The organism is Salmonella sp. 32031103-2018-00083-FB-01-SM-01, assembly GCF_017571995.1.
GTDB classification, from domain to species: Bacteria; Pseudomonadota; Gammaproteobacteria; order Enterobacterales; family Enterobacteriaceae; genus Salmonella; species Salmonella enterica.
Genome location: NZ_JAGEQL010000002.1, coordinates 355,868 through 380,342, shown reverse-complemented (window position 1 = coordinate 380,342; position 24,475 = coordinate 355,868). Strand labels below are relative to the sequence as shown.

Here is a 24,475-nt window from a genome sequence, read left to right as displayed (position 1 = left end):
ACCTAAAAAAGCCAACTAAAGCGAGGTAAGGTGAGTTCTTTTAACTGGTTGTTTTGTATGTGATCTATTGGTTTTTTTTTTAGGGTTTTTACTGTTTTATTTAGGAAATCAATGATTACGAATAGGCATAAATATGGTATGATAGCCATATAGTATAATATCAATGGATAAAGGCTTCTGTTATGAATTTTGAAGAGCTTATAAATGATATTGAAAGACTCTTAATTGGTAAAGAGTTGCAGTCTATAAATCCTAACACTCCCCCATTATTCCTTTTAAAAATAGACAGGGATATTGGTAAATATTACGTGTCTGTTTCTTTAAATGCTAAGCCTACGGCAAGGTCAATTTCTGAATTTGAATATATATTTAATGACTTACTGCGTAAAGGGTTTTGTAATGTAGATCAGTCATTATATGGTAGTTCTTCAAGCCGTAATCACCCGGAAACAATATTTGCAAACTTGCCTTATATTCAATTCTTTAAGTTCAAGAAAAAGAAACATATATTATTACGTAATAAAAATGTACACGAAGCAGGTCAACTTTCTGAATTACAAGGGGCTGAGTCTCGTGCTATAAGGAAGCAAATAGAAAATTATTTATCTCTAAATTTAAGTGAAATTGCAGAGCAGCAGTTAAAATCATTGGAAAAAATGTTCGATGCGTATGATGCTATTTTAAAAAAATACCCAGGGGATATCCCTGTTATAATGGCTGAGCAAGGCTTGTTGGGATTAAAAAACATTAGCGAAGTACTGATTAATTCTTATGTTTCCTTGGATTTTGACAGTAGTGGCGATAAAATAAATAAATTAAGTAAATTTAAACAGGTAGAGTTATTTAAAGAAGATTTATCTTTAGAGGATTTAATTGAGTCCCCTGAGATAAGTGGAGTTGATTCAGGTGATAAGAATATTGAGGAACAATCGGAATCAGAATTAGCACCTGAGCAAAAACGTACGGGCATTGCAAAAATGCTTATGACTACACCAGTCTTAACACTAATTTTTGATCGTGTAAGATATGATGAAATTGAGTTACAGCCTGATTTCCAGAGAAAAGACCGAATCTGGCCCGAAGATAAAAAATCAAAACTTATAGAGTCAATATTAATGAAGCTTCCATTGCCCGGGTTTTACTTCGGTGAAAAGCCCAACGGTAACTGGGTAGTTATTGATGGCCTTCAAAGAACGACTACTATTTGTGATTTTATGAGCGGTCGTTTCCCATTAAAAGGGCTTTCTATTTTAGAACATTTGAATGGAAAAACTTTTAAAGACCTTACGCGAACTGAGCAACGAGATATTAGAGAGTATCAGATTACTGCTTATCAGATAGAATTGAATGATGATAGTTCGGAATTGGTTGTTGAACTATTCCATAGAATAAATACATATGGTGTGAAGTTAAGTAGTCAAGAAATAAGATCTGCACTTAATAAAGGCAATAGCGTAACTTTTTTACGTTATTTAGCGTCGCTGGAGATTTTCAAAAAAGCAACCCAATACAAAGTAAAACCGGACAGACAAAAAGATATGGAGCTCTGTTTGTCCGCTCTTGCTTTTATGGTGCTTGGTTATAACAACTATAGCCAACATTCATATGATAAATTTCTATGCAGCGCAATGCAGAAGCTAAATAAATACCCATTAGATATTCTTCATGAAGAAGAGATTGATGCTGGAACCGCGCTTATTTCTCCTTCAAGTGAAGCTTTTATAACCTTGTATTCAAAATATAATCAGGCTTTAATCTTAGCAAATGAAGTTTTTGGTGAAATAGCTTTTTCAAAAGATCCGGAAAATAAAAAGTCACCTATTAATAAACAACTCTTTGAGTTAATAGTTACTGTTTTCTCAGTATTTGACTCACATCAAAAGGAGATGATGTTAGCTAATGGTGAAAAATTTATTGATAGCTTATACCTAGCTATTGAGGAGAATAGTAGTCGATATGCTAAGTGGGAGTCTGATACATATGAAAAGGACGATAGAGGATTTAGAGACTCAATATCTACTTCGACAGGTAAAAGAATATCTGTTGTATATCGATTTGATGCTTTTTTAAATATCCTTGAAAAAAGCACAGGAATAATTATTGATAGTAAATTATTACAGGGGGAGTGATGAAAAAAATTACGTCTTTAACATTAAAAAATTTCAAAGCTTATAAAGAACAGAGTTTTGATTTTAGTAATTTAACTGTATTTTGCGGTAATAATTCTGTTGGTAAAAGTACGGCTATTCAAGCTATCGGTATGTTTCTCCAATCAGATATGAATGGTAACAGTAATCTAAAAATAAATGGCGATTTAGTTCATGTCGGAGACTTCGACGATATTCATAATTTCAGTATGCGTGAGGATGATGTTTTATATTTAAAATATACATTTGAAGACGATACGGTTTGCTGGGGATATGGTATAGAAGAAGGGGATGCTAGAGAAGAACTTTCTAGGAAAAATGAATTACCTTTTATTGGGTGTGATAAACAATTAAGAACTATAACAAACTCACTTAAAGATAACTTTTCATTCCAATATTTGGAAGCGGAGAGATTTGGTCCAAGAGATAATATTCCATTATCACAGCACAATTATCATGAAGGTTGGCTTGGGAAAAATGGGGAACATACAATTGAAGTCCTTGAGAGTTTGGTCACAAGGAGGCGTTTAAATTTTTCCGCTCAAGAGGATCCTAGGAAACATGAAGGAATTGTTAATAATAATGTTTTCAATCATATTGAAGCATGGATGTCTGAGATTTCACCAGGGCATCGTATCTCACCTAGAATTGAGGCTAGGGCGAATGTTGCATTTAATGTCATAATCCCTTCACCTGGACAATTAACGAAACCTATTAACATAGGATTTGGATTTAGTTATGCTCTTAGTATTGTCACTGCTTTAATGCTAGCATCAGAAAATGAACTCGTTATTATTGAAAATCCTGAGGCTCATCTACATCCAAGAGGTCAAAGCTATTTAGGTCGACTTATTGCTTTATCAGCAAAAGCAGGGATCCAAGTTATTATTGAGACTCATAGTGATCATCTTCTTAATGGCATAAGAGTAATTGCACGCACAGATCCAACTTTTGATGCTTCTCTTTTTACTCTTTACTATATTTCACGAGAAAATGATGAAACATCTGTCGCGAAAATAAAAATAAATAATGAAGGGAAACTTTCCGAATGGCCTAGAGGGTTCTTTGATCAACAATCACAGGATATGTATACGATAATGACAGGTTCTTTTGATCATCCCAATATTTAATATTGTAGGGACATATAAAATGAAAGCTGGCGTGTTTTTTATTCCTGAATGTTTTGATTTCAATACGGATATTTTATCTTTAAGTTCGGACCTTGATCTGGCTTCGAAACTCGTAGTAAATACCCGTTCAGAATTTATTCACTTTATGAAATCTAGGGAGTTTGACTCGAAAATTGCGGAGTTATTGTTTTCCACATCACCTGATTATGCTGGAATGATGTCAAGATTTTACGATCAGCATCTATCAAAAGTTATAAAAATGGATATTAATGACGATGATATTATTGATATTATAAATAGCGAAGAACCTGAGTATTCTAACCGTTTGTTATCAATTTTTAATACGGGAAAAAAAGATTTAAATATTAAATATGTTAATAGATTAATTGACTCAGAAATTAAGATGAATGATTATTGTACTGATATCTTATTGAATTACCCAAGAAATGACGAGCAATACTGTGAGGATATACAGCAGGTTTATAGAAATTTAATTTTCCTAGATTATCCAGAGGCAAAAGAATTTAAGACATTTAATAGTCTCAAGAGAATGACAGGTGGTTATGATAATTTCTTGAAAGCTATAACCAATTTTTTAAGTTATATGAATAAATTCGAATTCAAAACGAAAGATATGATGGATACATTGAAAATGATGGAGAGTGATTTAGGATCTCCAGTAACTCCGGAAGGAGGAGGGAAGAAAAGTCGATCTTTGAAAAGAGATTTTTTAATTAATGGAAAGCTATATACAAATGTAAACTGCGAATTCCATTTGAAATTAGAAAATGTTGATGATGCTAAGGGAAACAGAAAACACCATAAGAATAGAATTTATTTTGGATTTATTATGATAAGTGATAACAACAGAGTGGCAATAGCTCATATTGGGGAACACATTTGAAATCATTTTAAACCTACTGATAGTATATATCAGTAGGTTCATGTTAATTTGATGTTCTTAGCTATATAACACAATCTTCCATAAAAGAATCTAGAAATAAATCATTTATTCCTTTAGGTTTTCTTCGGTCGCATAGAGAGTATAATTCTTCAACTGAAGAGTAAGGGAAGAATTTAGCTTTTAATTCAATGAATTGGGGCATGTTTGCAAATTCTATCACCTTTGCTCGATATTCATCAGGAGCAACGATAGTCCAACGGATATCTTGTAATCTCGGTGCATGATCATAGAATTGTTTCATGCGAGTCAGACCACTTTTTATACCAGTACTGTGTTCAATCTCCATTACTGCTGGCATCATGCGGCCTTCCCTAAACCAAATGCAGTCTATAAGACGAGCATCTTTAATCGCATCATTATACGAATGGAGTACTTGCTCATCAGATAATGAACTTATTACACCGTCCATTTGCGCTATAGCTTTACCATTATATTGTAAGCTACGATCATTGGCTGCTACCCAAGTATCTAAACCTAAACAATAACCTATTTTTACTAAGGCAATTTGTATCTGAGCATGACGTCTTTTTTCTTCAATAGTCATGCCTTTAGTCGGTTTAATTGTCTCAATATCAACGCTTTGGTGAACAACATCGAAGCTCATTTCAGAGACAACAATATTAGTCTGGTGCTCAATTAACAAACCATTAGTATGTGGCATATCTGGCAGAAAAATCAGATGCTTATGTCCTGGTTTTATAGACTTTTGTGCATTCATGATTTCCAGTCTGGCTGGCCTACACCAATAGAACTCTGGAGTATGCGCGAGCAAGCTCTCCAATACCGAGCGGGTGTTGTAACTGGCACCGAAAACCCTTTCAACGTTGACAGGTCTGTTTTCTTCTAGTGCATTTGCAAGTCGCCAAAGCATTTGAGTCGAAATACTCTCTGTTTTGGCTGTTGCTTGAGTTTGACCCTTCTTGGGATCAAATCTCTTTATTTCGATAGGACCTTCGGGATGTTGGATACGTACAATCTCAATCTTCCCGCTATTCCTATCGTTTATATAGTTAAACAGCGTATTTTTGGGTAAGCTCGAAATCGCCTGAACCAGATTCGATGCCGTTATCCTCATTACTGTATCCTAAATGTTGCAAAATTGATTGGGCAATACCGAGCGCGGCGATATAGGGAACGCCGTTGCCGACTGTTTTAAACATATTCGACAAAGTCATATCCGCTGGTAGCTCAAAATCTTTTGGCAAAGACTGGATTGCCAATGCTTCAGCGACCGTAATACGACGAGGTTTGTATGGATGAAGATGAACTTCATTATTACCATATGCTGCTGTCGGAGAGTATCTCCAGCGATGAAGCCTTTTATATGATTTTTTACTATCATCGCCTTCTTCTACTGACTGGAATCTTGCTAAACCGGCTCGGGCCGTAAATACATGTTTAGCGTTTGGATGATTGATAACATCGTTTTTCTCGAACCAGTATTCTATAGTAAGTTTTTCTGGAATACCTTGTGGGCATTCCATATTTGAGTCTTCTTCGTATGTGTTTGTTGTTGGCCAAGGGAACTGGAAAGCTTCCTTATTAGGGTATATTTGGCCACTCCATTCGAATTTTTTGGCTAAAGACTTATCAAGAAAACCTACTAAAATAATTCTTTCTCGATCTTGAGGCGCACCGTATTCAATTGAATTAATCAATCTTTCATGCAGGATATATCCTGCTGAAGCTAGTTCATTCTTAATTTGTTCGAAAAATTCTCTATGTTTAAGAGTCCGGTATAAGCCTTTTACGTTTTCAAAAAGGAAGAAATCAGGCATCATTTCAATTATCAGGTCAATATAACTTTGTGATAATTTGCCATTTTCACCATCTTTGCCTTTGTTTTTGCCAGCAACAGAAAAGTCAGGGCATGGTGGTCCGCCAATGAAGCCCACGAGGCGATTTTCATCTTTCAGTGTTTTCATGCTATGCTTAATCACTGAATGCTCAATAGTTTCAATGCTTTCTGGGGCATACCCAAAGCGTGGCGGCTGTTTGCCAAGTTTTTTTCTTGAGTGTTTATACGCGTCCATGAAGGGAGGATGGAATTCATTGACGAAAACCACCTCATACCCGGCATTTTCGAAGCCTAGGTCAAGAAAACCTGATCCTGAAAAGAATGAAAATATAGCGGGTTTCATTGTGGACATTTTATACCTATCAAGTTAGCTTAAATTTTTTACTAAATATCGTGCTGTACGATCCTACTATTTTACATGATAACTTATTAATTATCAATTTACTTTTTAATATATTAGCAAATAAGACCTGACACTACAGCAGATTAGATAGTACTCATTGTAATAAAGTTAGGTGTTAATATATTGATTAATGGTATAAGCTACTATTATAGATTTGGAAACCGAAGGAGCTTATATGCCTGATATGAGGTTATTTAAATCAAAAAATACCAAGCTTGAGTTAAGAATCAGGAGGCCGTTGTTTGCAAGAGGGTTTCGTTATCGATTGCATAATAGTGGTTTGCCTGGAAGACCAGATATGTATTTCCCAAAATATAATGCTGTCATTTTTATCCACGGCTGTTTTTGGCATGGGCATGATAACAGCTGCCCTATTTCTCACATTCCTAAAAATAACGAATCCTACTGGCAAAATAAAATCAATAAAAATCATGAGAGAGATGTTAAAAATCAAGATATTCTTGCATCTAAAAACATCCGCGTTCTGATTATATGGGAGTGTGCAATAAAACTTAAAACTATTGATTTTGTCGATTTTATTGATTACATCGATGAATGGCTTAGAGGTGGGGCGAATTCAACACAGATGAGCGCAAAGGAACCAATGCCGACTTTTGAGTTTCCGAAGTGAATTACTATGACAAGACACCTTTAGGAGAATATCTAACATCGTTGTTTATTAAATATATATATGAAATAAAGTCATTGCCAAAAAAATCATTACAAAACAAGGCCCGCAAAAATTCTCTTTCCATGCGGGATTTTATTAGCTATTAATGTTCGGTTAATTTATTAACTGTCAATAGGTATCCCTATGCTTCAATCTCTGAACCACTTAACGCTTGCTGTCAGTAATTTGCAAACTAGCCTGACATTCTGGCGCGATTTGCTGGAGTTGCAGCTTCATGCTGAGTGGGATACCGGTGCTTATCTTACCTGTGGTGACCTTTGGATCTGTCTTTCTTACGACGTATCCCGTAACTACGTAGCCCCGCAGGAAAGCGACTACACCCACTATGCATTCAGCATCGCGCCAGAAGATTTTGAACCGTTCTCGTATAAGCTGAAACAGGTGGGAGTGACGGTCTGGAAAGACAATAAAAGCGAAGGACAATCTTTCTATTTTCTTGACCCGGATGGACACAAGCTGGAGTTGCATGTGGGAGATTTAGCATCTCGACTGGTGCAATGCCGTGAGAAGCCTTACTCTGGAATGCGTTTCGGATCTGGAAAATAATCACGCAACTTTGTGATCTTCCACGCAGTATTCAATTTTATGTCCCATTTTGGGGGCAAATCCTCCAACTAAAATCTCACAACCCATTATTTTTCAATGAATTAAGCGAAAGGGCGAGTCCGGCCTTCGCACCAAAAGCATATAAATGGACCTCAACTGAGATCTTTTTTATGCCTAAAATCCAGAAGTTACCTACCTTTCTCGGCTGAGCGCTGTGTTTTTTCCATTGTTATCAGAATGCTAACTGTTAGTACAGAGCCGATAGACAAAAAGTATGTCTGCAATAATGTCTTGAATGTACATATAGTTGCGAGCATCATCGCAACTATGTGCTCATGAATTCTTCAATGTAATGACCTCTGACAAAACCCTAAAGCAAGCGATATCAAATATTACTATTTGGCGCAAAGGCGAACAGCGTGCGCCGCATAAGCCGTTATTGCTGTTATATGTTCTCTCGCACTATCGGCAGGGTCACGATCGCCTGTTTGATTATGGTTCTGAAATTCATGAGCAATTGCTGGATTTGCTGGAGCGCTATGGGCCACAGCGCCGTGAACAGCGCCCGGATATGCCGTTCTGGCGTCTGAAGGGCGATGGTTTCTGGGAATTGCAAAACGCGGAATTCTGCTCAACCAGCGGTAGCCGCCAGCCACCTAAACGTGAACTCATTGAATATAATGTTGCTGGTGGGTTTGATGTCGACAATTTCGCGCTGGTAACAAAAAAACGTAAGCTAATCGACACGCTGGCGCAGCAGATCCTTGAGGCGCATTTTCCGACCAGTATTCAGGAAGACATCGCTGACGAGATGGGTTTTGATATTCGCACCTCTCTCCGTCAACGCGATCCGAAGTTCCGCCAGGCGGTGCTACGAGCTTACAATTATCAATGTGCGGTCTGCGGCTTCAATATGCGCCACGACAACGCCCCTATAGCCCTTGAAGCAGCCCATATCAGATGGAAGCAACATCATGGTCCTTGTGAAGTGCCTAATGGCCTGGCGTTGTGCGCAATCCATCATAAAGCGTTCGATCGTGGTTCGATTGGTCTGGATGAAAATATGCGCGTGGTGGTTTCCGACGCGGTGAATGGTGGCGGAGTGGTACAGCGGCTGTTCTGGGATTTTGCGGGGAAAGAGATTGCGTTGCCGCAGATGAAAGAAAATTATCCGGGTGAACGGTTTGTGGAATGGCACAAGAGGGAGGTGTTCAGAGGAGGACATTGATCTGGGGGGATTTTGAGTGAGGTATACGTTATCTGCTAAAAACAGAATCACATCAAAGGCATCAAAGTAATCGGCCACGGTTCTCGCACTATGGTCTGTAGCGCGCTGGTGGAGTCATACCTGTAGTCAATCGACGCGTAGAGCGCCAGATGAACCATCACGAGCGCAAGCGGGATTCATAAGGTGCGGCACCTTAAAGAGCACGGGGAGATTGTAAGCAACCCGATATTGCTGGCTTTTGCTTAGCTTGCTGACGGGATTCGTCGGATGAAACATGAAAATTACCTCATGTTTTATATAAGGATTCGACACTATATCAAAACCGGTATCTCTCAACCTTTCAAGACTATGTGTCAGATCAGGTCGTGATAAGACACATAAATTTAAAAATCTATATATCTGGCCAGATAGACTTTTTTATAACAGTTTTATAAATTAAACAAATCTGCCATAGAGACAGATTTGTTTAATTTATAATTAGAGATTTGCAACGTTATGATATACTTTTTGCACATCATCATCATCTTCAAGGGCATCAACAAGTCCTTCAAAGATTTCTAAATCTTCTGGTGAAAGTTCAACTTCTGATTGAGCAATCATTTCTAATTCTGTTGTTGAAAATTCAGTAATTCCAGCTGCTTTTAGCGCTGCAATTCCTTTGTGCAGGTCTGTAGCTTCAGTATAAATAACGATGTTTCCTTCTTCTTCGGTTACATCACGAACATCAACTTCAGCATCAAGCAAAATTTCAAAAATATGGTCAGGGTCTGTTCCTTTAAATACAATCACTCCAGTATTGTCAAACATATAGCTGACAGCACCTGCCGCTCCGATATTCCCGCCTTTTTTATTGAAAATTGTGCGGATATTAGCAATCGTACGGTTAACATTAGACGTCAACGTTTCAGCGATAACCATTGAACCATTTGGTCCAAAGCCTTCATAACGCCCTTGCACGAACGTTTCATCTCCGCCACCTTTGGCTTTATCAATGGCTTTATCAATAACATGTTTTGGAACCTGTGCTTGTTTCGCACGTTCAATAACGAATTTTAAAGCTGAGTTTGATTCCGGGTCTGGTTCACCTTGTTTAGCCGCAGCATAGATTTCTACACCAAATTTTGCATATACTTTAGACGTTGCACCGTCTTTAGCCGTTTTTTTAGCAACAATATTTGCCCATTTACGCCCCACTGGAAACATCTCCTCAAAAAATTATTTACATTAATGACAGGTTAATAACCTACATGCTTTTCTGCCGCATTATATCATAATATATAAATTCTCGTCTATGAGAAATAAAAACATCCAGCTTTTACGGGGGATTACTTTGATTTTAACAATAGCTAATATGGTGGATAAGTCATTTTCTAATTTTCTTCTGGTTCTTTTTTTATTCTTAATAATTGAATTGCAGCAATAACGTCTTATTGATGGTGGTTTCGCTCATCAGGTGAGGTGGAACGCTTGCACGTCTTGCGACATATTGTGGCAGAAACTTAATGGCGAAATTAAGAGCCTATCCCATTAGGGCTATTTTACTTGCCATTTTGGATCTGGGCAGTGCTCAAAATCCTCACGTACTACGTGTACGCTCCGGTTTTTGCGCGCTGTCCGTGTCCAAACTGGCTGCGCCAATAACGCCTGGTGGGATAGTCTCTAAGACGATATTTTCCCGCCTTGAGCCGCGTTAATTTGTTGCATACTTTTAAACGGAGGTATACCTCTTGTAGGCTATACCTCCTGCTTCACGTTATCGCGCGATTAACGCAAATACGCCCCAGCCAAAGTATTCTCGCGTCCAGGTGACGTGACGTTTGGGGGCTGCCGTCAGTTCTGTTCGAACCTCTTGCGCAAACTCATCGTCAGGGTTTTCCTCCAGCCAGCGGCGCATGGTCATCCACTTCGCGGCTTCATATCTGTCCCAGCCTTGCGGGTCCGCCAGCACCATTTCCACTACGTCATAGCCGAGTTGGTCGAAAAAGGCGACCAGCTCGGGCAGGGGGCGAAAATCGGCGACAGATGAGACGCCACAGGCGTGGGCGATCTCTTCCGTTGCGGGGATCCGACGCCAGTACGGTTCGCCGATGAGAATGAGCCCGCCAGGTTTGAGGCTTTTGGCCAGCAGATCTATTGTCCCCGCGACACCGCCCGCAATCCAGGTGGCACCTACGCAGGCCGCCACGTCATATTTTTCCTCGTCGATATAACCGGCCGCGTCGTTATGAATAAAATGTACGTATTCACTGACGCCGAGCTCTTCTGCACGTTGTTTTGCCTGTGTGGTGAAGAGCGGGCTTATATCAATGCCAGTACCTGTAACACCGTAATCGCGAGCCCAGGTGCAGAGCATCTCACCCGAACCGCTACCGAGATCGAGAATCCGCGTGCCTGGTTTCATGCGTAACGCATGGCCCAGCGTGGCGTACTTTTCCGCTGTAAACGGATTATGGATACGGTGTTCGCTTTCGCTAATGGTAAAAATACGTGGGATATCCATTGGGTTATTCCTTTTACTGAGGGCAATACCCTCAGAAGTGGTTGCTTTTTCAGCCAGCAGCGCAAACAGCTTACCTGCAAAAGTCTCGCCGACCGGCCAGGTGTGGCTGTCCGGGCGCTGCAACACAGTGAAGCCAGCATCACCAAGCAGGCTGATATATTCATCATCGCGCCAGGCCTTCATTTGACTGCCGAAACGGGTGGTACAGCCGTTTTCCGCTATTGCCCAGAACTGCGTTGAGCTGGTTTGGGCCTCTTCATCCCAGGCATTTTCCGTTAACAGCAGATGAGGCACGGCAAGAAACAGGCCGTGCGGACAACGCTGCCAGCCTGGCTGCGCCATGCCCTGGCGTTTAACTTCATCGAAGGTATGCACTTCAACAAGCAGTTTGCCGTCCGGTTTCAACCACTGCGCGCAATGACTGATGAGGCTTTGCGCATCTGCAGCGCTAAAGACATTCAGTTCCCCAAACGTCATCATAATGAAATCAAAAGGTTCCGTGGGGTGGTATGTACGAATATCCTGCTGAATGTAGTCAATATTCAGGTTTGCGGCTTGCGCCTGCTGGCGAGCCCATGTGATGGATGCCGGAGAGAAATCTACGCCTGTGCAGTGAAACCCACGCTCCGCTAACAGGCGGGTATAAAAACCGGGTCCACAGCCGAGATCCAGAATGCGGGCGCCAGCGGGTAACTGACGGGTAATCCATATTACCTGTTGCTCAATCACGGTTAGCCGGCGGCTGGCCCAGTCGTGGTCCTGCGACAGATGATTTTCCAGCATGCGTTGGCTGAAGGCTGGCTCGTCCCAGGGAATTTTGCCTTCATCGGGTAATAGCCGAATGCGATGCGTTGCAAAAATAACGGCGCTGATATCCATCATCATCTCCTTAGCGATTGTCAGGCTGGGCGCGAACGTTGTTCAGCCCGGTTGTATTAATGCGGTAGGGCTGACCATTAACGGATTTGATCAGCTTTTTGGTTTTGAGTTTTTTGAATACAGCGAGCGTGCAATCGGCGAGCAACAGCCCTTCGCGGCTATAGCACTCAACGGCGGTGACGCGGCCTGACGCATCGCGGATGTGCGTAATGCGTCCGCCTTTGGCGAGAACGTGTAAGGTGCGTTGTTCCTGACGGGATAAATTCATACTGAAGAACCTGTTTAATCATCATAGGCAAAACGTGCAAACACACTGCGGTGTCCGCATTCGATTTCGGCGCATTGATAATCAGTCCGGCCTGAAAAGGTCGGGGAACTGATTATCGGATGATGACATTCTCCAGCATCAAAGCCTCGGGTTGAGTTGAAAGGTATTTACGTCGTGAATGATAACACCTGTTTTCTGTAAGTGAATAACCGGGAGTGAAAAGTGTGATCTCAAAGGGAGGATCATGCGTTTAGTAAGTCAGTTGAATAGATACCGCCGCTACCATAATGAATATTGATTAAACTCATATACCCGATAATGGCCGCTTTGATAGTCTCGACGTATCTTTTTAGCCATTGACAGGGTTGTTGCGTTGGAAATCTTTTTTTAACCCACTGAAAAATATCACTTAAATATTTTTCATACATAAACATTTATGGTCCGCTGAGTTCGGATCCGGTTTTGTATGGGTTAAAAAAGGTACGTTATGAAAGTCATATGGACTGTCACTCCTGTGGGGTATCAGCGCATAGCGAAACGTTGCCCTTCATGCAGCGTAAAACGGGACTTCACGCCTTCTGGGGCATTTCGGGTTAATTCGCAAAAGAAGGTACTCGATGTCTGGAGTATCTATAAATGCACACACTGCGATTACACCTGGAATATCTCCTTGTTCTCACGCCTGCCAGTCAGCAAAATTAACCGCGATCTTTATTGTCGACTGATGGCGAATGATGCCGCCACGGTGCAATATTTTGCTTATGACAACGCGATCCTGAAGCGAAACAATGCTGAATTATCGGGGCAGCCTGATTTTCACATTCAGGAACGGTGGCTGGTCAGTATCGCCTCCCACAAGCAGGTCAGTATTAGCGTCAGGATTTCCCGTTCTTTTCAGGTCAGCCTGCTGTCGATTTTGAAGAGGCAACTCCTGTTAAGCACAGCCGAAATCAAGAGACGGATTGAAACAGGGCAAATAAGTGGCGTCACGATGAAAATGCTTAAATCGCGAAAACTGAAGAATGCGAAATATGATTTGCAGCTCTCTGTTGAAACACTGTATGACCGGCGAAGGATTGTTCTGACCCGTCGATAAAAACAATAAGCTCACCTTACGTTTAAGTGTGCTGGTATGGCAGTGACGTAACGGAATGAAAGCAGGGCTAAGGGACAGGTGAGCTTTAGTTGAATAACCCTTGTCTGTGGCATTCAGTGAAGACTGAATGCCATGGATAATCCAGATTTTCGCACCAGTGATGATCAGCAGAATGACAAAGGGCGATGGGTTATAATTAACTGTAGAGTAAATAAATATTCACGCAACACCATTAAAAAATAAGAAAAAATGACTCACTGTTGAGCTGATATTAATACCTGAATCACTGAATTAGAGTAATGTGAAGCTATCCATAGCGTAATCTGTTCTGTTGCGGTTAAAGGGGGAGGAATGCACACCTTTAGACCATACTCACTAAGGCATAGCGATCTGTTATATGAAGATATTCCGTTAGAAATACGCGAGCAAATAATATTATTGATTATCAATACGCTAGGAAATTGCTCCTCTTTTTATGATATGACATTATACTGCTATCATAATCGTCATTCTGATGAAGTTTATCGAAGAATATGTAAAACGTTGCGCAAAGAGTATGGCTTATTCACCTTATATGCGCATTCAACGTCATATCTGGATGAAATGAGTAATCTGTTATTAAAAACAGATGATAAAAGAAAGCATATTGATACCATTGAACTTGCTTTTAACTATATAGATACCTACCTTCGGACCTATGAAGTTACGCTTGGGTTAGAACCGGATAAGGCGATTAGTGAATTAAATAATCTATTTCATGAGCATGGTTTAAAATATCGATATGAAAATGGTAGAATTGTAAGGTTGCGCAGAATAAAACGGCTTAAAAACATATGTTATTATTTGTACTCCCCTGGAGAGTATGGCTTTGTCGAATATGATCTTATGGAAGCGTATAATCGCCTGATGCTTAATGATTTTGCCTGTGTCGTAAAGGAATGTCATGCAGCCTTCAGAAGCGTTCTTCTCAGAATTCATGAGAGAAAAGGTATCGTGTATCATGAACAAGATAGTTTAAATACACTAATGGCTAATCTGATGGCGAGAGGCGTTATATCTGCTGAATATACACATAAATTTCATTTTTTAAGTAACGTGCTGGAGTCAGAAATATTTCTGCCGATGGCGCCAGAAAAATCGCATCATCACTACGCAATGATGCTCCGTATCTCTGAAGAGTTGGCCTGTAGTATTTATTATCTTACTGAGCGGAGTATATTTTTTCTTACCCAGCGGGCTGAAGAAGATGGTGCCGCGCCATAATAATGATCGCGCTGTCGCTCAGTCAGACTGCATCATCGTTATTTGAATTTGTTCAGACGTCGGAATTTTTTGTTCTGCCGTCTGTTTTTTTAGTGATGAGCTGTTCAGTGCAATAATAAGGGGTACAGTACGATGACTGATTTTTAAACTGCATATCATCTGTGTCGCATTTACTCATGGGTATTGGGTCAGGGAGAGAGAAGAATGAGTACTATTTTAAAGCCTTTTTTATTGGCGGTAACCCTGATGTTAATCTTAATAAGGCCTGGCTTTGCAACAGAGGATGGAGCGATAACCATGGTTAAAACCTACAGCGCTTATGACTATTTGCAGACCCGAGCGCGGTTGATGCACGCTGTCGCCGATCACGGTCTGGTGTTATTTGGGGAATTTGATCATGCCAGAGCGGCACAGAATGTTAACCTGAAAATGCCGCCGACAACGGTTCTGGTCTTTGGCAATCCTAAAGGCGGAACGCCTCTCATGCTGGCGCATCCCGAACTGGCGCTGGATTTACCGTTTCGGGTGCTCATTAGCCAGCAAGCCGATGGGCGAACGTTAGTCAGTTATCATCCCGCCGAAACGCTGCAACGTTATGGTCTTGATGCCACAGCCATACAGGCTTTGAAAAAACTGGAACAGCTCGTTGAAAAAAGTCTCCAATGAAGCGGAAAATCTGGCTTCAATCGGGCGATGTGTTTGCACGAGTGATGTCGCGAATAAATGCGGTCACATCGTCCATTACCTGATGCGATAAGGCGGCATCGAAGGTGGCGCTATCAGCATCACAGAACCCGTGCCGCGCATCGTACATTTTACACTGCACCCGGGGGCGCTTTTCCAGCGTCTGTCGCATGGCGAGGGGATCAAACGCCGGCTCATAACGCGCGATAATAACCAGTGCCGGACAGAGAGGCGCAAGATGAAGGTACTGGCGTATACGGGAACCGTAATAGCAAATGACGCCATCGCATAACCCACTGGCTGCACTTAGCCATGCGAGCGTTGCTCCGACGCTATATCCTACGACGATTAACGTCTCATACTGCGTTCTGAGATCGTGGAGTAACGTGGTAACGACGGCGGGATCAAAGCCGACATTTGCTGAAAAGTGACGGTAAGCCTCCTCCTGCTGTTCATAGCGAAAGGGGGTATGGTGAGGAAACAGCGCGGGAATATAGATGTCGAATCCGCGCGTCATCCATTCATGGCCTGCGCGTTGGATATGAGCGTTAATACCATAAATTTCATGCAGAATAATCGCTGCCCGGCGATGGCGGCTCGACAGACTGGAGGCGTTGCTTCCCCCGGATACGCCTGGGGCGAAAAACACGGTGTCTTTTATCATAACGCGTTCTTGATACAAAGAGAGCGGCTGGATTTTCGCCGATCACGCTATGTCAGAGGCGTTGTTCCTGTCAATGTACAGACACATTTTATGGCCTGATTTTTGGTTGATAAATTTTATATTGGTAAACCAATATGCTGTTCATATTCAGGCATCAGGGCTAAAGGTGGAACATCAGTCGTGTATTGTCTATTGCCTTTCCTTTTATCTGGCCTCACTAGCGAAACGGGGCGCATTATTGTTTTGTTGGTTGACCAGTTTCGCGTTTTTGGTGTGCTACGCGTGCTATCCCTCTTTACAAATGCTATAGTCTGATACCGGGAAATCGCATCGGACGGGCACGACCAATATGAAATCAAACACTTCTCAGCAAAGACCTTACCAGGAAGTGGGCGCAATGATACGGGATCTGATTGTTCAGACGCCGTACCGCCCCGGGGAGCGCTTGCCGCCGGAAAGAGAGATCGCTGAGAGGCTCAATGTGACGCGTACCGTCGTGCGTGAAGCGCTGATCATGCTGGAAATTAAAGGTCTGGTTGAAGTCCGCCGCGGCGCCGGGATCTACGTGCTTGACAGCGCGGATAATAACGAGATGGAAGGCGCTGACGTCAATCACTGTAATGATGCCGGGCCGTTTGAACTGTTACAGGCGCGTCAGTTGCTGGAAAGCAATATCGCTGAATTTGCCGCTCTGCAGGCCACCCGCGAAGACATCATTAAAATGCGCCAGGCGTTACAACTGGAAGAGCGAGAGCTCGCCTCCAGCGCGCCGGGCGGCTCAGAAAGCGGCGATATGCAGTTTCATCTGGCCATTGCCGAAGCGACCCATAACAGTATGTTGGTAGAGCTCTTCCGTCAGTCCTGGCAATGGCGTGAAAATAATCCGATGTGGCTCCAGCTTCATAGCCATCTGGGCGATACGCTTTACCGTAAGGAGTGGCTGGTTGATCATAAGCAGATCCTCGCAGCGTTAATTAAGAAAGACGCCCGCGCAGCGAAGCTGGCGATGTGGCAGCACCTGGAAAACGTGAAGCAGCGTCTGCTGGAGTTTTCCAATGTTGATGACATCTACTTTGATGGCTATCTGTTTGAGTCATGGCCGCTGGACAACGTTGATGCCTGATTATACCTGGAATAGCGTGGGCAGACCCAGTCCACGTTTTACTTCCTGTAGCGTCTTTTGAGTGACCTCATGCGCCCGCTCGCTACCTTTTTTCAGCAATTCCATTAGCATTCCCTTATCCGCAATAAAGGTTGCCCGCCGTTCGCGTATTGGCGCGATCAGTTCTTGCAGGCAGGTCTCCAGCTCATTTTTACAGACACGATCGCCTAATCCGCCTTGTTGATAATGTACTTTCATCGCCGCGACTTTGGCTTTATCCGGATGGAACGCATCCAGCCACGTAAAGACGACGTTACCTTCTATTTTTCCCGGATCGCTAATTTTTAAATGATTGGGATCGGTGTACATCGCGCTGACCGCACGGTGGATGGTCTCTTCGCTGGCGGAAAGAAGCAGGGTATTGCCGAGCGATTTCGACATCTTGGCGCTGCCGTCAATGCCGGGCAGACGGCCCGTATCGCTCAGGAGCGCCTGACAGGGTCGCAATACCGGCGAGGAGAAAAGACTATTCATCTTATGAACGATCTCATTCGTTTGCTCAATCATGGGCAATTGGTCGTCGCCAACCGGTACCATTTCGGCCTTAAAGGCGGTGATATCTGCCGCCTGGCTAATGGGATACGCCATGAACCCGACCGGCAGGGAACGGGTAAAGCCTTTTTGGGCAATCTCATTTTTTACCGTAGGATTACGCTCCACTCGGGCGACGGTAACGATATTCATATACAGCACCGTTAATTCGGCGAGGGCAGGTAATGCGGATTGCAGGCAGATCGTCGTTAGCGCGGGATCGATGCCGACGGCCAGATAGTCAGCTAACACTTGCGGAATATTATCGCGGATTTTTTGCGGATTACTGCCGTTATCGGTGAGTCCCTGCAGGTCGGCAATCAGGACATACTGTTGGTGATCCTGCTGTAGCGCGACGCGCTGGCGCAGTGAACCGACATAATGGCCGAGGTGCAACGAGCCGGTGGGGCGATCGCCAGTCAGAATGATGGGAAGGGTGTTCATTAAGGACTCCTTTATGCTTACTGTAAAGCCGAAAGACGTCCCGAAACACAGTAGCCGCCTTTCGGCGGCTACTTAAAGAGGGATAGTGATCCGTGCCGCCTTCAGGAAGGCAGCCACCAGCGGAGATGGCGTTGCGTAGCGTTGGATCGTTTCGTGTTCATGTGATCTAACGTATCACGACTAAACGTAAGGGTAAAGCGGCTGGCGTGTCGTCCGGGCATAAAGTCATATCGCCTGAACAGAGAACATGTTACTGACTTTGAAACGCGATTTTATAATTTGCTGTCCAAAAATACGTGGCGCTGAAAGGCGCATTTTTGATGCAAATCATTTATTACTGTGATAACACTGCGCGCGATAAAAACATTAAATATATTCACATAGTAAATATGTTCTATTGGAATGGTTGTTTTCTATATGACAAAAGTCTAAAAAACCCATTGATGTGAAAAGGAATAAGAATTGTCTATATTCCGATTCTGTGTAATTAAGTAATTTCTCGGATAAAAATAAGAAATGATATTGATATTTCTTTTTTGATATGGTTCTTATAGCGGCTATGGTTATTCAGGAAACGATGCTTGAATGCCAGGCGTAATAGATTTCAGGTCAGTAGCGCTATTGTAAAATGGATTGTTGATGGCAGAAGGTATTTAGCAAGAATCCAGTTATAGCAGATTGTCGGTATTTAATCTGGTATACAGAGACACCAACGAAATGGCTGGAAAATGGAACGTTCTTTCATTGTTGGCGTTCCGTCCTTGTCAGCCTGCTTTGCCGCATGATAATCACGGAGGGGGGATGGACGCCATCTATTTAAAACTGGACGGTATTGAAGGCGAAAGCCGGATCAAAGGTTTTGAAAACCAAATAAAACTTATTGCTTACAACCACAACCCGACGAAACGGGAGTCCGGCGAAGCGAGAGGGACATATATTGGAGGATTGACGCTGACAAAGCCTGTCGATCTTGCTACGCCTGGCCTCTATGAGCACTATTGTAACGGGAAAACGGTGAAAGAAGGCGTGCTGACATTATGCCGTCGTGATAAGGGCGCAATGCTGCCATTTATTATTTATACGCTCACCAATGTGCGGATTTCACGCATGAGCAATCATGGCGACGCCGAAGGCAGCGCCACGGAGACCGTGGATTTGGTTTATAGCCATATTCGCTGGGATATTCCCGCATTAGCGTCGAAAAGCAAAACACGGCGGCCCCTTCACCGACAGGCGCTGTGGCGATGAGGATAAAACAAGCGTGCGGACTCGCAGTGGGCAATGCGGTGTAGCGAAATGGCATTTAGCGGCTTGCGAAGGTCGATGAGCGCACATGTAACCAATCGATTGCCTGAAAAGGCGATAACGCGTGGCCCTTACACCCGTTATGATTTTTACGCATAGCCGCTAATAAAACGGCATTTTTTATATACACATCAAGTTGATAGTGTGTTTCTGACCTTGACGTAAATAAGCGGGAAAAGCGATGAAACACACCATTGGGATACTGGGGGGGATGGGACCTGCGGCAACGGCGGATATGTTGGAAAAATTTGTTGAATTGCGACATGCCAGTTGTGATCAACAACACATCCCGCTCATTGTCAGCTCTATCCCTGATATTCCCGATCGTACAGCATGTCTGTTATCCGGCGGGCCTTCGCCATACCGTTATCTGGAGCGTTATCTGCATATGCTGGAAGACGCCGGGGCGGAGTGTATCGTTATCCCATGCAACACTGCGCATTATTGGTTTGATGATTTACAGAACGTCGCGAAAGCGCGAATGATCAGCATTCTGGACGCTACCCTGGGGGATATTCCGCCATCGGCGCGGCACGTTGGTCTGCTGGCGACCAATGCGACGCTGGCGACCGGGTTATATCAAAAGAAAGCTCTGGCGCGGGGGCTGACGTTAATTCAGCCGGAAGACGCGGGGCAGGCGTTGGTAATGCAGGCTATTTATACGCTTAAACGTGGCGATAAAACTGCGGCGCAAGCGCTGCTGCTGCCGCAAATCGATAGCCTTATTGCCCGTGGCGCGCAGGCAATTATTATGGGGTGTACCGAAATTCCGCTTATTGTGGCCGGACATGAACGCGCGATAGCGTGCCCGATGATTGATTCCACAGCGTCGCTGGTGCGCGCGGCGATTCGTTGGTATGAGTCCTGGCCGGACACCCGCGCCTCTTTGACCGGGGAACAACGCCTTACCGCCTGATGTGTTTACAGTGCGGCCTGAAGCCCACGCAGGTCGCGCCAAAATGTTTCGGCTACCTGACTCATGCGGGTATTCATGCGATAAGCATAAGCCTGGATCGGGATAACCAGTTCGTCGGCATCAAGCACGATCAGGCGCCCGTCAGTAATCTCCTGACGGATAGCATACTCGGGCAACCAGGCGATTCCGCAGCCGTCCATCGCAACCTGTTTTAACAATTCACTCATCGAAGAGACGAAAAATGTACTGAAACTCAGTTCAGCATGGCGAGTCAGGGTACGATTTATCAGCCGGCCCATATAGGAGTTCTGACTGTAATTAAGCAGGGGAAAGTGCGGCTGCTCAAGCGTATAGCGCGGCTCGCCCCGGCCATTGTTGGCGCAAACCGGAAACAGTCTCGACTCAAACAGGCGGATGTTATCAAACGGCGCTTGTTGCAGGTTTTCATCGTGATAAGAAAAGATAAAATCGCTTTGCCCCTCACGTAACATATCCACCGCCTGGTCGACATCTATCGCCTCAACGGCGTAGGTAAACTGCGTCGGCATCTGCTTAACGATGGTCGGCAACAGGCCGAGGGAGAGCGAGTGGGCGGCGGCAATCTTGATTTTACGCAGCGTATAATCGCTGCCGCCGCGCAGTTCGGTCAGATTACTTTCCAGCTGCTGTAACAGGTGGCGAACCTGGGAGTGAAAGATTTTACCCTGTTCGGAAAGCTGTAGCGGCGAGACCTGTCGGTTAAACAGTTCAACGCCCACGGCATGTTCCAGGGCGCGAATCCGCCGGCTAAAAGCGGGTTGCGATACGTTGCGGATAATGGCGGCCTGAGAGAAATTGCGGCACTTTTCCAGCGTCAGAAAATCATATAGCCATTTTGTCTCAATATTGTGCAAACCTGCTCCAGTTACATCCATTTACCGTTATCCTGTCAGCCGCCCGAAGAGGCATTCTACGTCCATTCGGGCGGCTGACAACCGCTTATCCCGTCCTCTTTCAGAATGCCGTGATGGGGCAGCCTGAAACTAGCGGGAATTACGCCGGTTCAAAGGTACCTTTTACGCAGGCTTTCCCCTCATTGACCATGCGTTTGCCGCGTGCATACACCTGCTCAATGCGTAAATCTGCGCTAAAGACGAGCAGATCCGCATCGTTACCGGGACGAATCTCGCCTTTGCCGTCCAGACTGAGGAAGGCGGCTACGCTGGTCGTCAGCGGACGCAGAGCATCGGTCAGGCTGAATCCGTAGTGGTTAACCAGCGTCTGCAACGTCTCCAGCAAACTTTCGAAGCCCGCGACGCCGATGCCCGTCAGATTTCCGGCAGCGTCAAATAGCGGCTGGCTGCCGTTGCCGTCTGAACTGAGCGTCACCCGGGAAAGCGGGACGCCGGCTTTTACCGCTCTGGCAATGCCCTCCGCCGGCGCGACGGGATCCGGGATACTGGTGGTAATGTCGATCACGCCGCCTTTAAGCGCAAACGCCAGTGCCTGCTCGAAAAGAGATTCGCTACGGTTGACGTGGGTAGGCAGCAGTTTACCGATCGGCACGTCGCTGTTTTCCAGGATGTCATACAGCGGCTGTAACCCTTTTTTGCTGCTGCCCATATGAAAAACGCTGACACCGGGTTTGCCGCCCAGCAGGCCGCCAACGCGTGATTCGGCGGCCATGCTGGCGAGTTGATTCCCGCCGGGCGCGGCGGAACGGTGGTCGGAGACTGCGCATTTCACGCCAATGACGCGATCGATCAGCGCGACGTCTTTTTCTACCGAGCCAGTAATGGTCGGCGACGGAACGTGATAAGCGCCCGTGAGCATCCAGGCGGTGATCCCCTCCTCATTTAGCGCTCGCGTTTTGGCTAACAGCGACGCGGGATGACGGCTAACGGAGTCGGTGCCAAGCAGGCCGACGACCGTTGTTATCCCAGCTTCCGTCAGGCGGCTCAGGGAGACTTCCGGCGTCCGCGTCGTCGGCCCCGCTTCGCCGCCGCCGCCGATCAGATGAACGTGTTGGTCGATAAAACCCGGGCACAGCATACGACCGCTAAGATTAATCACCGCACAGTCCGGTACGATATCGCCGGGGATGTCAGCGCCGACGGCAATAATTTTGCCATTCGCGAGTAGAACATCACAGATGCCCCGGTCTTCTGGCGCAAACAGGTGCGCACCCTGTAACAAGGTAAACTCCGCGGCGGATAAATCAGGCATGATAACTCCTTATTAAACAATAAGCTGCATGACCCAGATCGACAGCAGCGCATTGATGGCGCAGACTGCGATAATATGCGGGTAATATTTGGCGTTGACTTCGGCAGTACCGAGACAGCGGCCGACATTCTGTACCGGGTTTCCCATCAGGTAAATGGCTGGCAGTAGTACGGTAACATCGTGGCCACTTAGCGCGCCGGCGGTAGCCAGACTGGCCGCCACGCCAACGGCGCCGCCCATACTCATCAGCGAAGCCAGAAGTACCGTAGCCGCTTCGCCGGGAAGCCCCCACAACGCCATCACGGGCTGGCAGATATGGCCTACCCAGTCGAGCAGACCGGTAATTTTCAGCGCCTGAATAATGACAAATGCCATGACCACATTGGGTAACAGGTTGGTTGTGGCGATGGTAAAACCGCGGCGTGCGCCATCGATAAACATATCCATGACATTCTTACGTACCTGAGTCGTCATGATTGGGCTCCTTGCGCAGGGTGACGGCGTTCTTCGATGTTAATCCAGATGCGCAAAAGGTTTGCGCCGATAAATTTGAATAGCAGAATGACCACCAGCGGAATGATGACTGACGTTCCCAGAAAGGCGAATACCGCAACGCCGGAGGAGAAATAGTTGGTGATAATAGCGCTGCCGCTGGTCTGCCAGGCGGCAAAAATCACTTTATCGCGTTCGGTGATTTCGCCTTCCTGCGCCAGCTCTTTGGTCATACCCGCCGCGGCGTCGGTATTTTGCAGGTTGGCGATCAGCGCCAGTGAGCAAATGCCGGGAATGCCAAGCAATGGTTTCAGGATGGGCGTCATCAATTGCTGCGCCGCCCGCAGACCACCCAGTCCATCCGTAATCGCGATGATACCCAGAGAAAGGATAACCGACGGTGCCAGCTCCAGCGCAAAAAGGAAGCCATCTTTCGCGCCCGTTCCGCCCGCGCCGCGAAAGGTCTGCGTACCGGTCACATGACCGAATGACCCGTTGAGTACGGTAAAATCAAAAACGCGCCACCAGCCTTCGCTTCCGGAAAATACGCCGGAAAAGAAAATAATGGTGAGAAAAAACGCCAGGTATCCCTTTATCCCGACCTTTTCTGTATCAAGCGGCATGGCCGCCCCGTCCACTTGTTGCGCCATAGCGATCCCCGAATTTTTTTGATGATGTGTTGGTTGTAGCCACAGGCCAAAAAGCCCGAAACAGAAAGACCTTATCAGCCATAAGGGTAAGGACAAAATGCAAGTATGTATCGTGCTATGCGTTTCTTGCATAGCAGCGCGAAAAATCACCATCTTCGCTACTGCCGGAGGCGCGGGGAACCGTGGACGGTATAACGCGAGGTAAAAAAGCAAAGAAACAGGTGTTGACGAAGACCGGAGCCGGGAGCAGGAAAAAGAGGAAATAAATTTGACGTTAGTCAATTTCACGCCACTTAATTATCGTTGTTAAAAAATAGGATTTTTTAACCTAAATTTTACTTTTTACTGTAATTTTTCACGCCTTAAGAGGAATTGTCACGGTCATGTCAGTAGCCGCTGATGGGTCAGTTTGCGCCCTAAGAATCCTACGGGCAGGTAATAAAAAACGAATCATCTAATTAATTTCATGATGTGATTTATTTATAATTGTGATGATTTGAAAGGGCGCG

General features: G+C 44.7%; 23 protein-coding genes. 12 read left to right on the top strand and 11 right to left on the bottom strand.

The genetic code is table 11. The features are described 5' to 3' along the window. The first annotated feature begins 182 nt into the window (after nucleotides 1-182). From J4614_RS08115 to J4614_RS08105, 3 genes are read left to right on the top strand one after another with little or no spacing between them, the layout of a single operon-like run. Complete coding sequence (locus tag J4614_RS08115; RefSeq protein WP_094888310.1) at nucleotides 183-2,129, top strand: DUF262 domain-containing protein; 1,947 nt, start codon at nucleotides 183-185, stop codon at nucleotides 2,127-2,129. Then, a complete protein-coding gene (locus tag J4614_RS08110) occupies nucleotides 2,129-3,277 on the top strand; it encodes a DUF3696 domain-containing protein (RefSeq protein WP_094888311.1) in 1,149 nt (382 codons plus the stop codon). Before J4614_RS08115 ends, J4614_RS08110 begins: the two co-directional genes overlap by 1 nt. A 19-nt stretch (nucleotides 3,278-3,296) precedes the next feature. After that, complete coding sequence (locus J4614_RS08105; protein WP_094888312.1) at nucleotides 3,297-4,181, top strand: hypothetical protein; 885 nt, start codon at nucleotides 3,297-3,299, stop codon at nucleotides 4,179-4,181. Nucleotides 4,182-4,242: 61 nt separating this feature from the next. On the opposite strand, the gene J4614_RS08100 is transcribed toward J4614_RS08105, so the two are convergent. Together J4614_RS08100 and J4614_RS08095 are read right to left on the bottom strand one after the other, a co-directional pair. Further along, the gene (locus tag J4614_RS08100) at nucleotides 4,243-5,316 is read right to left on the bottom strand and encodes a restriction endonuclease (RefSeq protein WP_094888313.1); all 1,074 of its coding nucleotides are present in this window, start codon (nucleotides 5,314-5,316) and stop codon (nucleotides 4,243-4,245) included. Further along, complete coding sequence (locus tag J4614_RS08095) at nucleotides 5,252-6,391, bottom strand: DNA cytosine methyltransferase (protein ID WP_094888314.1); 1,140 nt, start codon at nucleotides 6,389-6,391, stop codon at nucleotides 5,252-5,254. The genes J4614_RS08100 and J4614_RS08095 overlap by 65 nt, the downstream gene beginning before the upstream one ends. Before the next feature lie 226 nt (nucleotides 6,392-6,617). On the opposite strand from J4614_RS08095, the gene J4614_RS08090 reads away from it, so the two are divergent. The 3 genes from J4614_RS08090 (at nucleotide 6,618) to J4614_RS08080 (ending at nucleotide 8,907) form a co-directional block, all read left to right on the top strand. Further along, a complete protein-coding gene (locus J4614_RS08090) occupies nucleotides 6,618-7,073 on the top strand; it encodes a very short patch repair endonuclease (RefSeq protein WP_097497718.1) in 456 nt (151 codons plus the stop codon). 183 nt (nucleotides 7,074-7,256) lie between these two features. Next, complete coding sequence (locus J4614_RS08085) at nucleotides 7,257-7,679, top strand: FosA7 family fosfomycin resistance glutathione transferase (RefSeq protein ID WP_094888316.1); 423 nt, start codon at nucleotides 7,257-7,259, stop codon at nucleotides 7,677-7,679. A 352-nt stretch (nucleotides 7,680-8,031) separates the two neighbouring features. After that, nucleotides 8,032-8,907, top strand: a complete 876-nt coding sequence (locus J4614_RS08080) for a phosphorothioated DNA-binding restriction endonuclease (protein ID WP_001627678.1) — start codon at nucleotides 8,032-8,034, stop codon at nucleotides 8,905-8,907. Nucleotides 8,908-9,384: 477 nt separating this feature from the next. Here J4614_RS08080 and J4614_RS08075 read toward each other — a convergent pair whose 3' ends face one another. The 3 genes from J4614_RS08075 to J4614_RS08065 all read right to left on the bottom strand — a co-directional run bounded on the left by J4614_RS08075 (nucleotide 9,385) and on the right by J4614_RS08065 (nucleotide 12,554). Beyond that, on the bottom strand, nucleotides 9,385-10,101 hold the full coding sequence (locus J4614_RS08075; protein ID WP_000532939.1) for a YebC/PmpR family DNA-binding transcriptional regulator: 717 nt from the start codon (nucleotides 10,099-10,101) through the stop codon (nucleotides 9,385-9,387). Between the two features lie 559 nt (nucleotides 10,102-10,660). Next, nucleotides 10,661-12,292, bottom strand: coding sequence for a class I SAM-dependent methyltransferase (locus J4614_RS08070; protein ID WP_183046169.1), 1,632 nt, complete (start codon nucleotides 12,290-12,292; stop codon nucleotides 10,661-10,663). 4 nt (nucleotides 12,293-12,296) lie between these two features. After that, the gene (locus tag J4614_RS08065) at nucleotides 12,297-12,554 is read right to left on the bottom strand and encodes a YjhX family toxin (RefSeq protein ID WP_001054380.1); all 258 of its coding nucleotides are present in this window, start codon (nucleotides 12,552-12,554) and stop codon (nucleotides 12,297-12,299) included. A gap of 487 nt (nucleotides 12,555-13,041) precedes the next feature. Between J4614_RS08065 and J4614_RS08060 the strand changes: the two genes are divergently transcribed. From J4614_RS08060 to J4614_RS08050, 3 genes are all read left to right on the top strand, one after another. Further along, entirely contained in the window at nucleotides 13,042-13,650 is a 609-nt protein-coding gene (locus tag J4614_RS08060; protein WP_000864856.1) for a DUF1062 domain-containing protein, read from the top strand. Nucleotides 13,651-14,001: 351 nt separating this feature from the next. Further along, on the top strand, nucleotides 14,002-14,913 hold the full coding sequence (locus J4614_RS08055) for a hypothetical protein (protein WP_208293128.1): 912 nt from the start codon (nucleotides 14,002-14,004) through the stop codon (nucleotides 14,911-14,913). A 204-nt stretch (nucleotides 14,914-15,117) separates the two neighbouring features. Then, complete coding sequence (locus J4614_RS08050) at nucleotides 15,118-15,579, top strand: DUF302 domain-containing protein (protein WP_208293127.1); 462 nt, start codon at nucleotides 15,118-15,120, stop codon at nucleotides 15,577-15,579. A gap of 16 nt (nucleotides 15,580-15,595) precedes the next feature. Here the strand turns inward: J4614_RS08050 and J4614_RS08045 are convergent, their stop codons facing one another. Continuing rightward, nucleotides 15,596-16,261, bottom strand: a complete 666-nt coding sequence (locus J4614_RS08045) for a dienelactone hydrolase family protein (protein WP_208293126.1) — start codon at nucleotides 16,259-16,261, stop codon at nucleotides 15,596-15,598. A gap of 349 nt (nucleotides 16,262-16,610) precedes the next feature. Between J4614_RS08045 and uxuR the strand changes: the two genes are divergently transcribed. Then, entirely contained in the window at nucleotides 16,611-17,384 is a 774-nt protein-coding gene (gene uxuR, locus J4614_RS08040; RefSeq protein WP_000841654.1) for a Uxu operon transcriptional regulator, read from the top strand. On the opposite strand, the gene trpS is transcribed toward uxuR, so the two are convergent. Beyond that, entirely contained in the window at nucleotides 17,385-18,398 is a 1,014-nt protein-coding gene (trpS, locus tag J4614_RS08035) for a tryptophan--tRNA ligase (RefSeq protein WP_001094612.1), read from the bottom strand. It lies immediately after the preceding gene. Between the two features lie 717 nt (nucleotides 18,399-19,115). Here trpS and J4614_RS08030 point away from each other — a divergent pair. Next, entirely contained in the window at nucleotides 19,116-19,646 is a 531-nt protein-coding gene (locus J4614_RS08030) for an Hcp family type VI secretion system effector (protein ID WP_000907671.1), read from the top strand. A gap of 238 nt (nucleotides 19,647-19,884) precedes the next feature. Next, the gene (locus tag J4614_RS08025) at nucleotides 19,885-20,619 is read left to right on the top strand and encodes an aspartate/glutamate racemase family protein (protein ID WP_000683247.1); all 735 of its coding nucleotides are present in this window, start codon (nucleotides 19,885-19,887) and stop codon (nucleotides 20,617-20,619) included. Between the two features lie 5 nt (nucleotides 20,620-20,624). Here the strand turns inward: J4614_RS08025 and hypT are convergent, their stop codons facing one another. From hypT to J4614_RS08005, 4 genes are all read right to left on the bottom strand, one after another. Beyond that, nucleotides 20,625-21,533, bottom strand: coding sequence for a hypochlorite stress DNA-binding transcriptional regulator HypT (hypT, locus tag J4614_RS08020; RefSeq protein ID WP_000383509.1), 909 nt, complete (start codon nucleotides 21,531-21,533; stop codon nucleotides 20,625-20,627). A gap of 118 nt (nucleotides 21,534-21,651) precedes the next feature. Beyond that, the gene (gene iadA / locus J4614_RS08015; protein WP_001113051.1) at nucleotides 21,652-22,824 is read right to left on the bottom strand and encodes a beta-aspartyl-peptidase; all 1,173 of its coding nucleotides are present in this window, start codon (nucleotides 22,822-22,824) and stop codon (nucleotides 21,652-21,654) included. 12 nt (nucleotides 22,825-22,836) lie between these two features. Next, entirely contained in the window at nucleotides 22,837-23,298 is a 462-nt protein-coding gene (locus J4614_RS08010; RefSeq protein WP_000211979.1) for a YjiG family protein, read from the bottom strand. Next, nucleotides 23,295-23,966, bottom strand: coding sequence for a nucleoside recognition domain-containing protein (locus J4614_RS08005; protein WP_000068750.1), 672 nt, complete (start codon nucleotides 23,964-23,966; stop codon nucleotides 23,295-23,297). Before J4614_RS08005 ends, J4614_RS08010 begins: the two co-directional genes overlap by 4 nt. Between the last annotated feature and the right edge of the window lie 509 nt (nucleotides 23,967-24,475).

Excerpts from the sequence above, each read along its gene's own strand:
- J4614_RS08115 (WP_094888310.1), top strand. The coding sequence starts at position 183 with ATGAATTTTGAAGAGCTTATAAATGATATTGAAAGACTCTTAATTGGT.
- J4614_RS08110 (WP_094888311.1), top strand. The coding sequence starts at position 2,129 with ATGAAAAAAATTACGTCTTTAACATTAAAAAATTTCAAAGCTTATAAA.
- J4614_RS08105 (WP_094888312.1), top strand. The coding sequence starts at position 3,297 with ATGAAAGCTGGCGTGTTTTTTATTCCTGAATGTTTTGATTTCAATACG.
- J4614_RS08100 (WP_094888313.1), bottom strand. The coding sequence starts at position 5,316 with ATGAGGATAACGGCATCGAATCTGGTTCAGGCGATTTCGAGCTTACCC.
- J4614_RS08095 (WP_094888314.1), bottom strand. The coding sequence starts at position 6,391 with ATGTCCACAATGAAACCCGCTATATTTTCATTCTTTTCAGGATCAGGT.
- J4614_RS08090 (WP_097497718.1), top strand. The coding sequence starts at position 6,618 with ATGCCTGATATGAGGTTATTTAAATCAAAAAATACCAAGCTTGAGTTA.
- J4614_RS08085 (WP_094888316.1), top strand. The coding sequence starts at position 7,257 with ATGCTTCAATCTCTGAACCACTTAACGCTTGCTGTCAGTAATTTGCAA.
- J4614_RS08080 (WP_001627678.1), top strand. The coding sequence starts at position 8,032 with ATGACCTCTGACAAAACCCTAAAGCAAGCGATATCAAATATTACTATT.
- J4614_RS08070 (WP_183046169.1), bottom strand. The coding sequence starts at position 12,292 with ATGATGATGGATATCAGCGCCGTTATTTTTGCAACGCATCGCATTCGG.
- J4614_RS08065 (WP_001054380.1), bottom strand. The coding sequence starts at position 12,554 with ATGAATTTATCCCGTCAGGAACAACGCACCTTACACGTTCTCGCCAAA.
- J4614_RS08060 (WP_000864856.1), top strand. The coding sequence starts at position 13,042 with ATGAAAGTCATATGGACTGTCACTCCTGTGGGGTATCAGCGCATAGCG.
- J4614_RS08055 (WP_208293128.1), top strand. The coding sequence starts at position 14,002 with ATGCACACCTTTAGACCATACTCACTAAGGCATAGCGATCTGTTATAT.
- J4614_RS08050 (WP_208293127.1), top strand. The coding sequence starts at position 15,118 with ATGAGTACTATTTTAAAGCCTTTTTTATTGGCGGTAACCCTGATGTTA.
- J4614_RS08045 (WP_208293126.1), bottom strand. The coding sequence starts at position 16,261 with ATGATAAAAGACACCGTGTTTTTCGCCCCAGGCGTATCCGGGGGAAGC.
- uxuR (WP_000841654.1), top strand. The coding sequence starts at position 16,611 with ATGAAATCAAACACTTCTCAGCAAAGACCTTACCAGGAAGTGGGCGCA.
- trpS (WP_001094612.1), bottom strand. The coding sequence starts at position 18,398 with ATGAACACCCTTCCCATCATTCTGACTGGCGATCGCCCCACCGGCTCG.
- J4614_RS08030 (WP_000907671.1), top strand. The coding sequence starts at position 19,116 with ATGGCTGGAAAATGGAACGTTCTTTCATTGTTGGCGTTCCGTCCTTGT.
- J4614_RS08025 (WP_000683247.1), top strand. The coding sequence starts at position 19,885 with ATGAAACACACCATTGGGATACTGGGGGGGATGGGACCTGCGGCAACG.
- hypT (WP_000383509.1), bottom strand. The coding sequence starts at position 21,533 with ATGGATGTAACTGGAGCAGGTTTGCACAATATTGAGACAAAATGGCTA.
- iadA (WP_001113051.1), bottom strand. The coding sequence starts at position 22,824 with ATGCCTGATTTATCCGCCGCGGAGTTTACCTTGTTACAGGGTGCGCAC.
- J4614_RS08010 (WP_000211979.1), bottom strand. The coding sequence starts at position 23,298 with ATGACGACTCAGGTACGTAAGAATGTCATGGATATGTTTATCGATGGC.
- J4614_RS08005 (WP_000068750.1), bottom strand. The coding sequence starts at position 23,966 with ATGGCGCAACAAGTGGACGGGGCGGCCATGCCGCTTGATACAGAAAAG.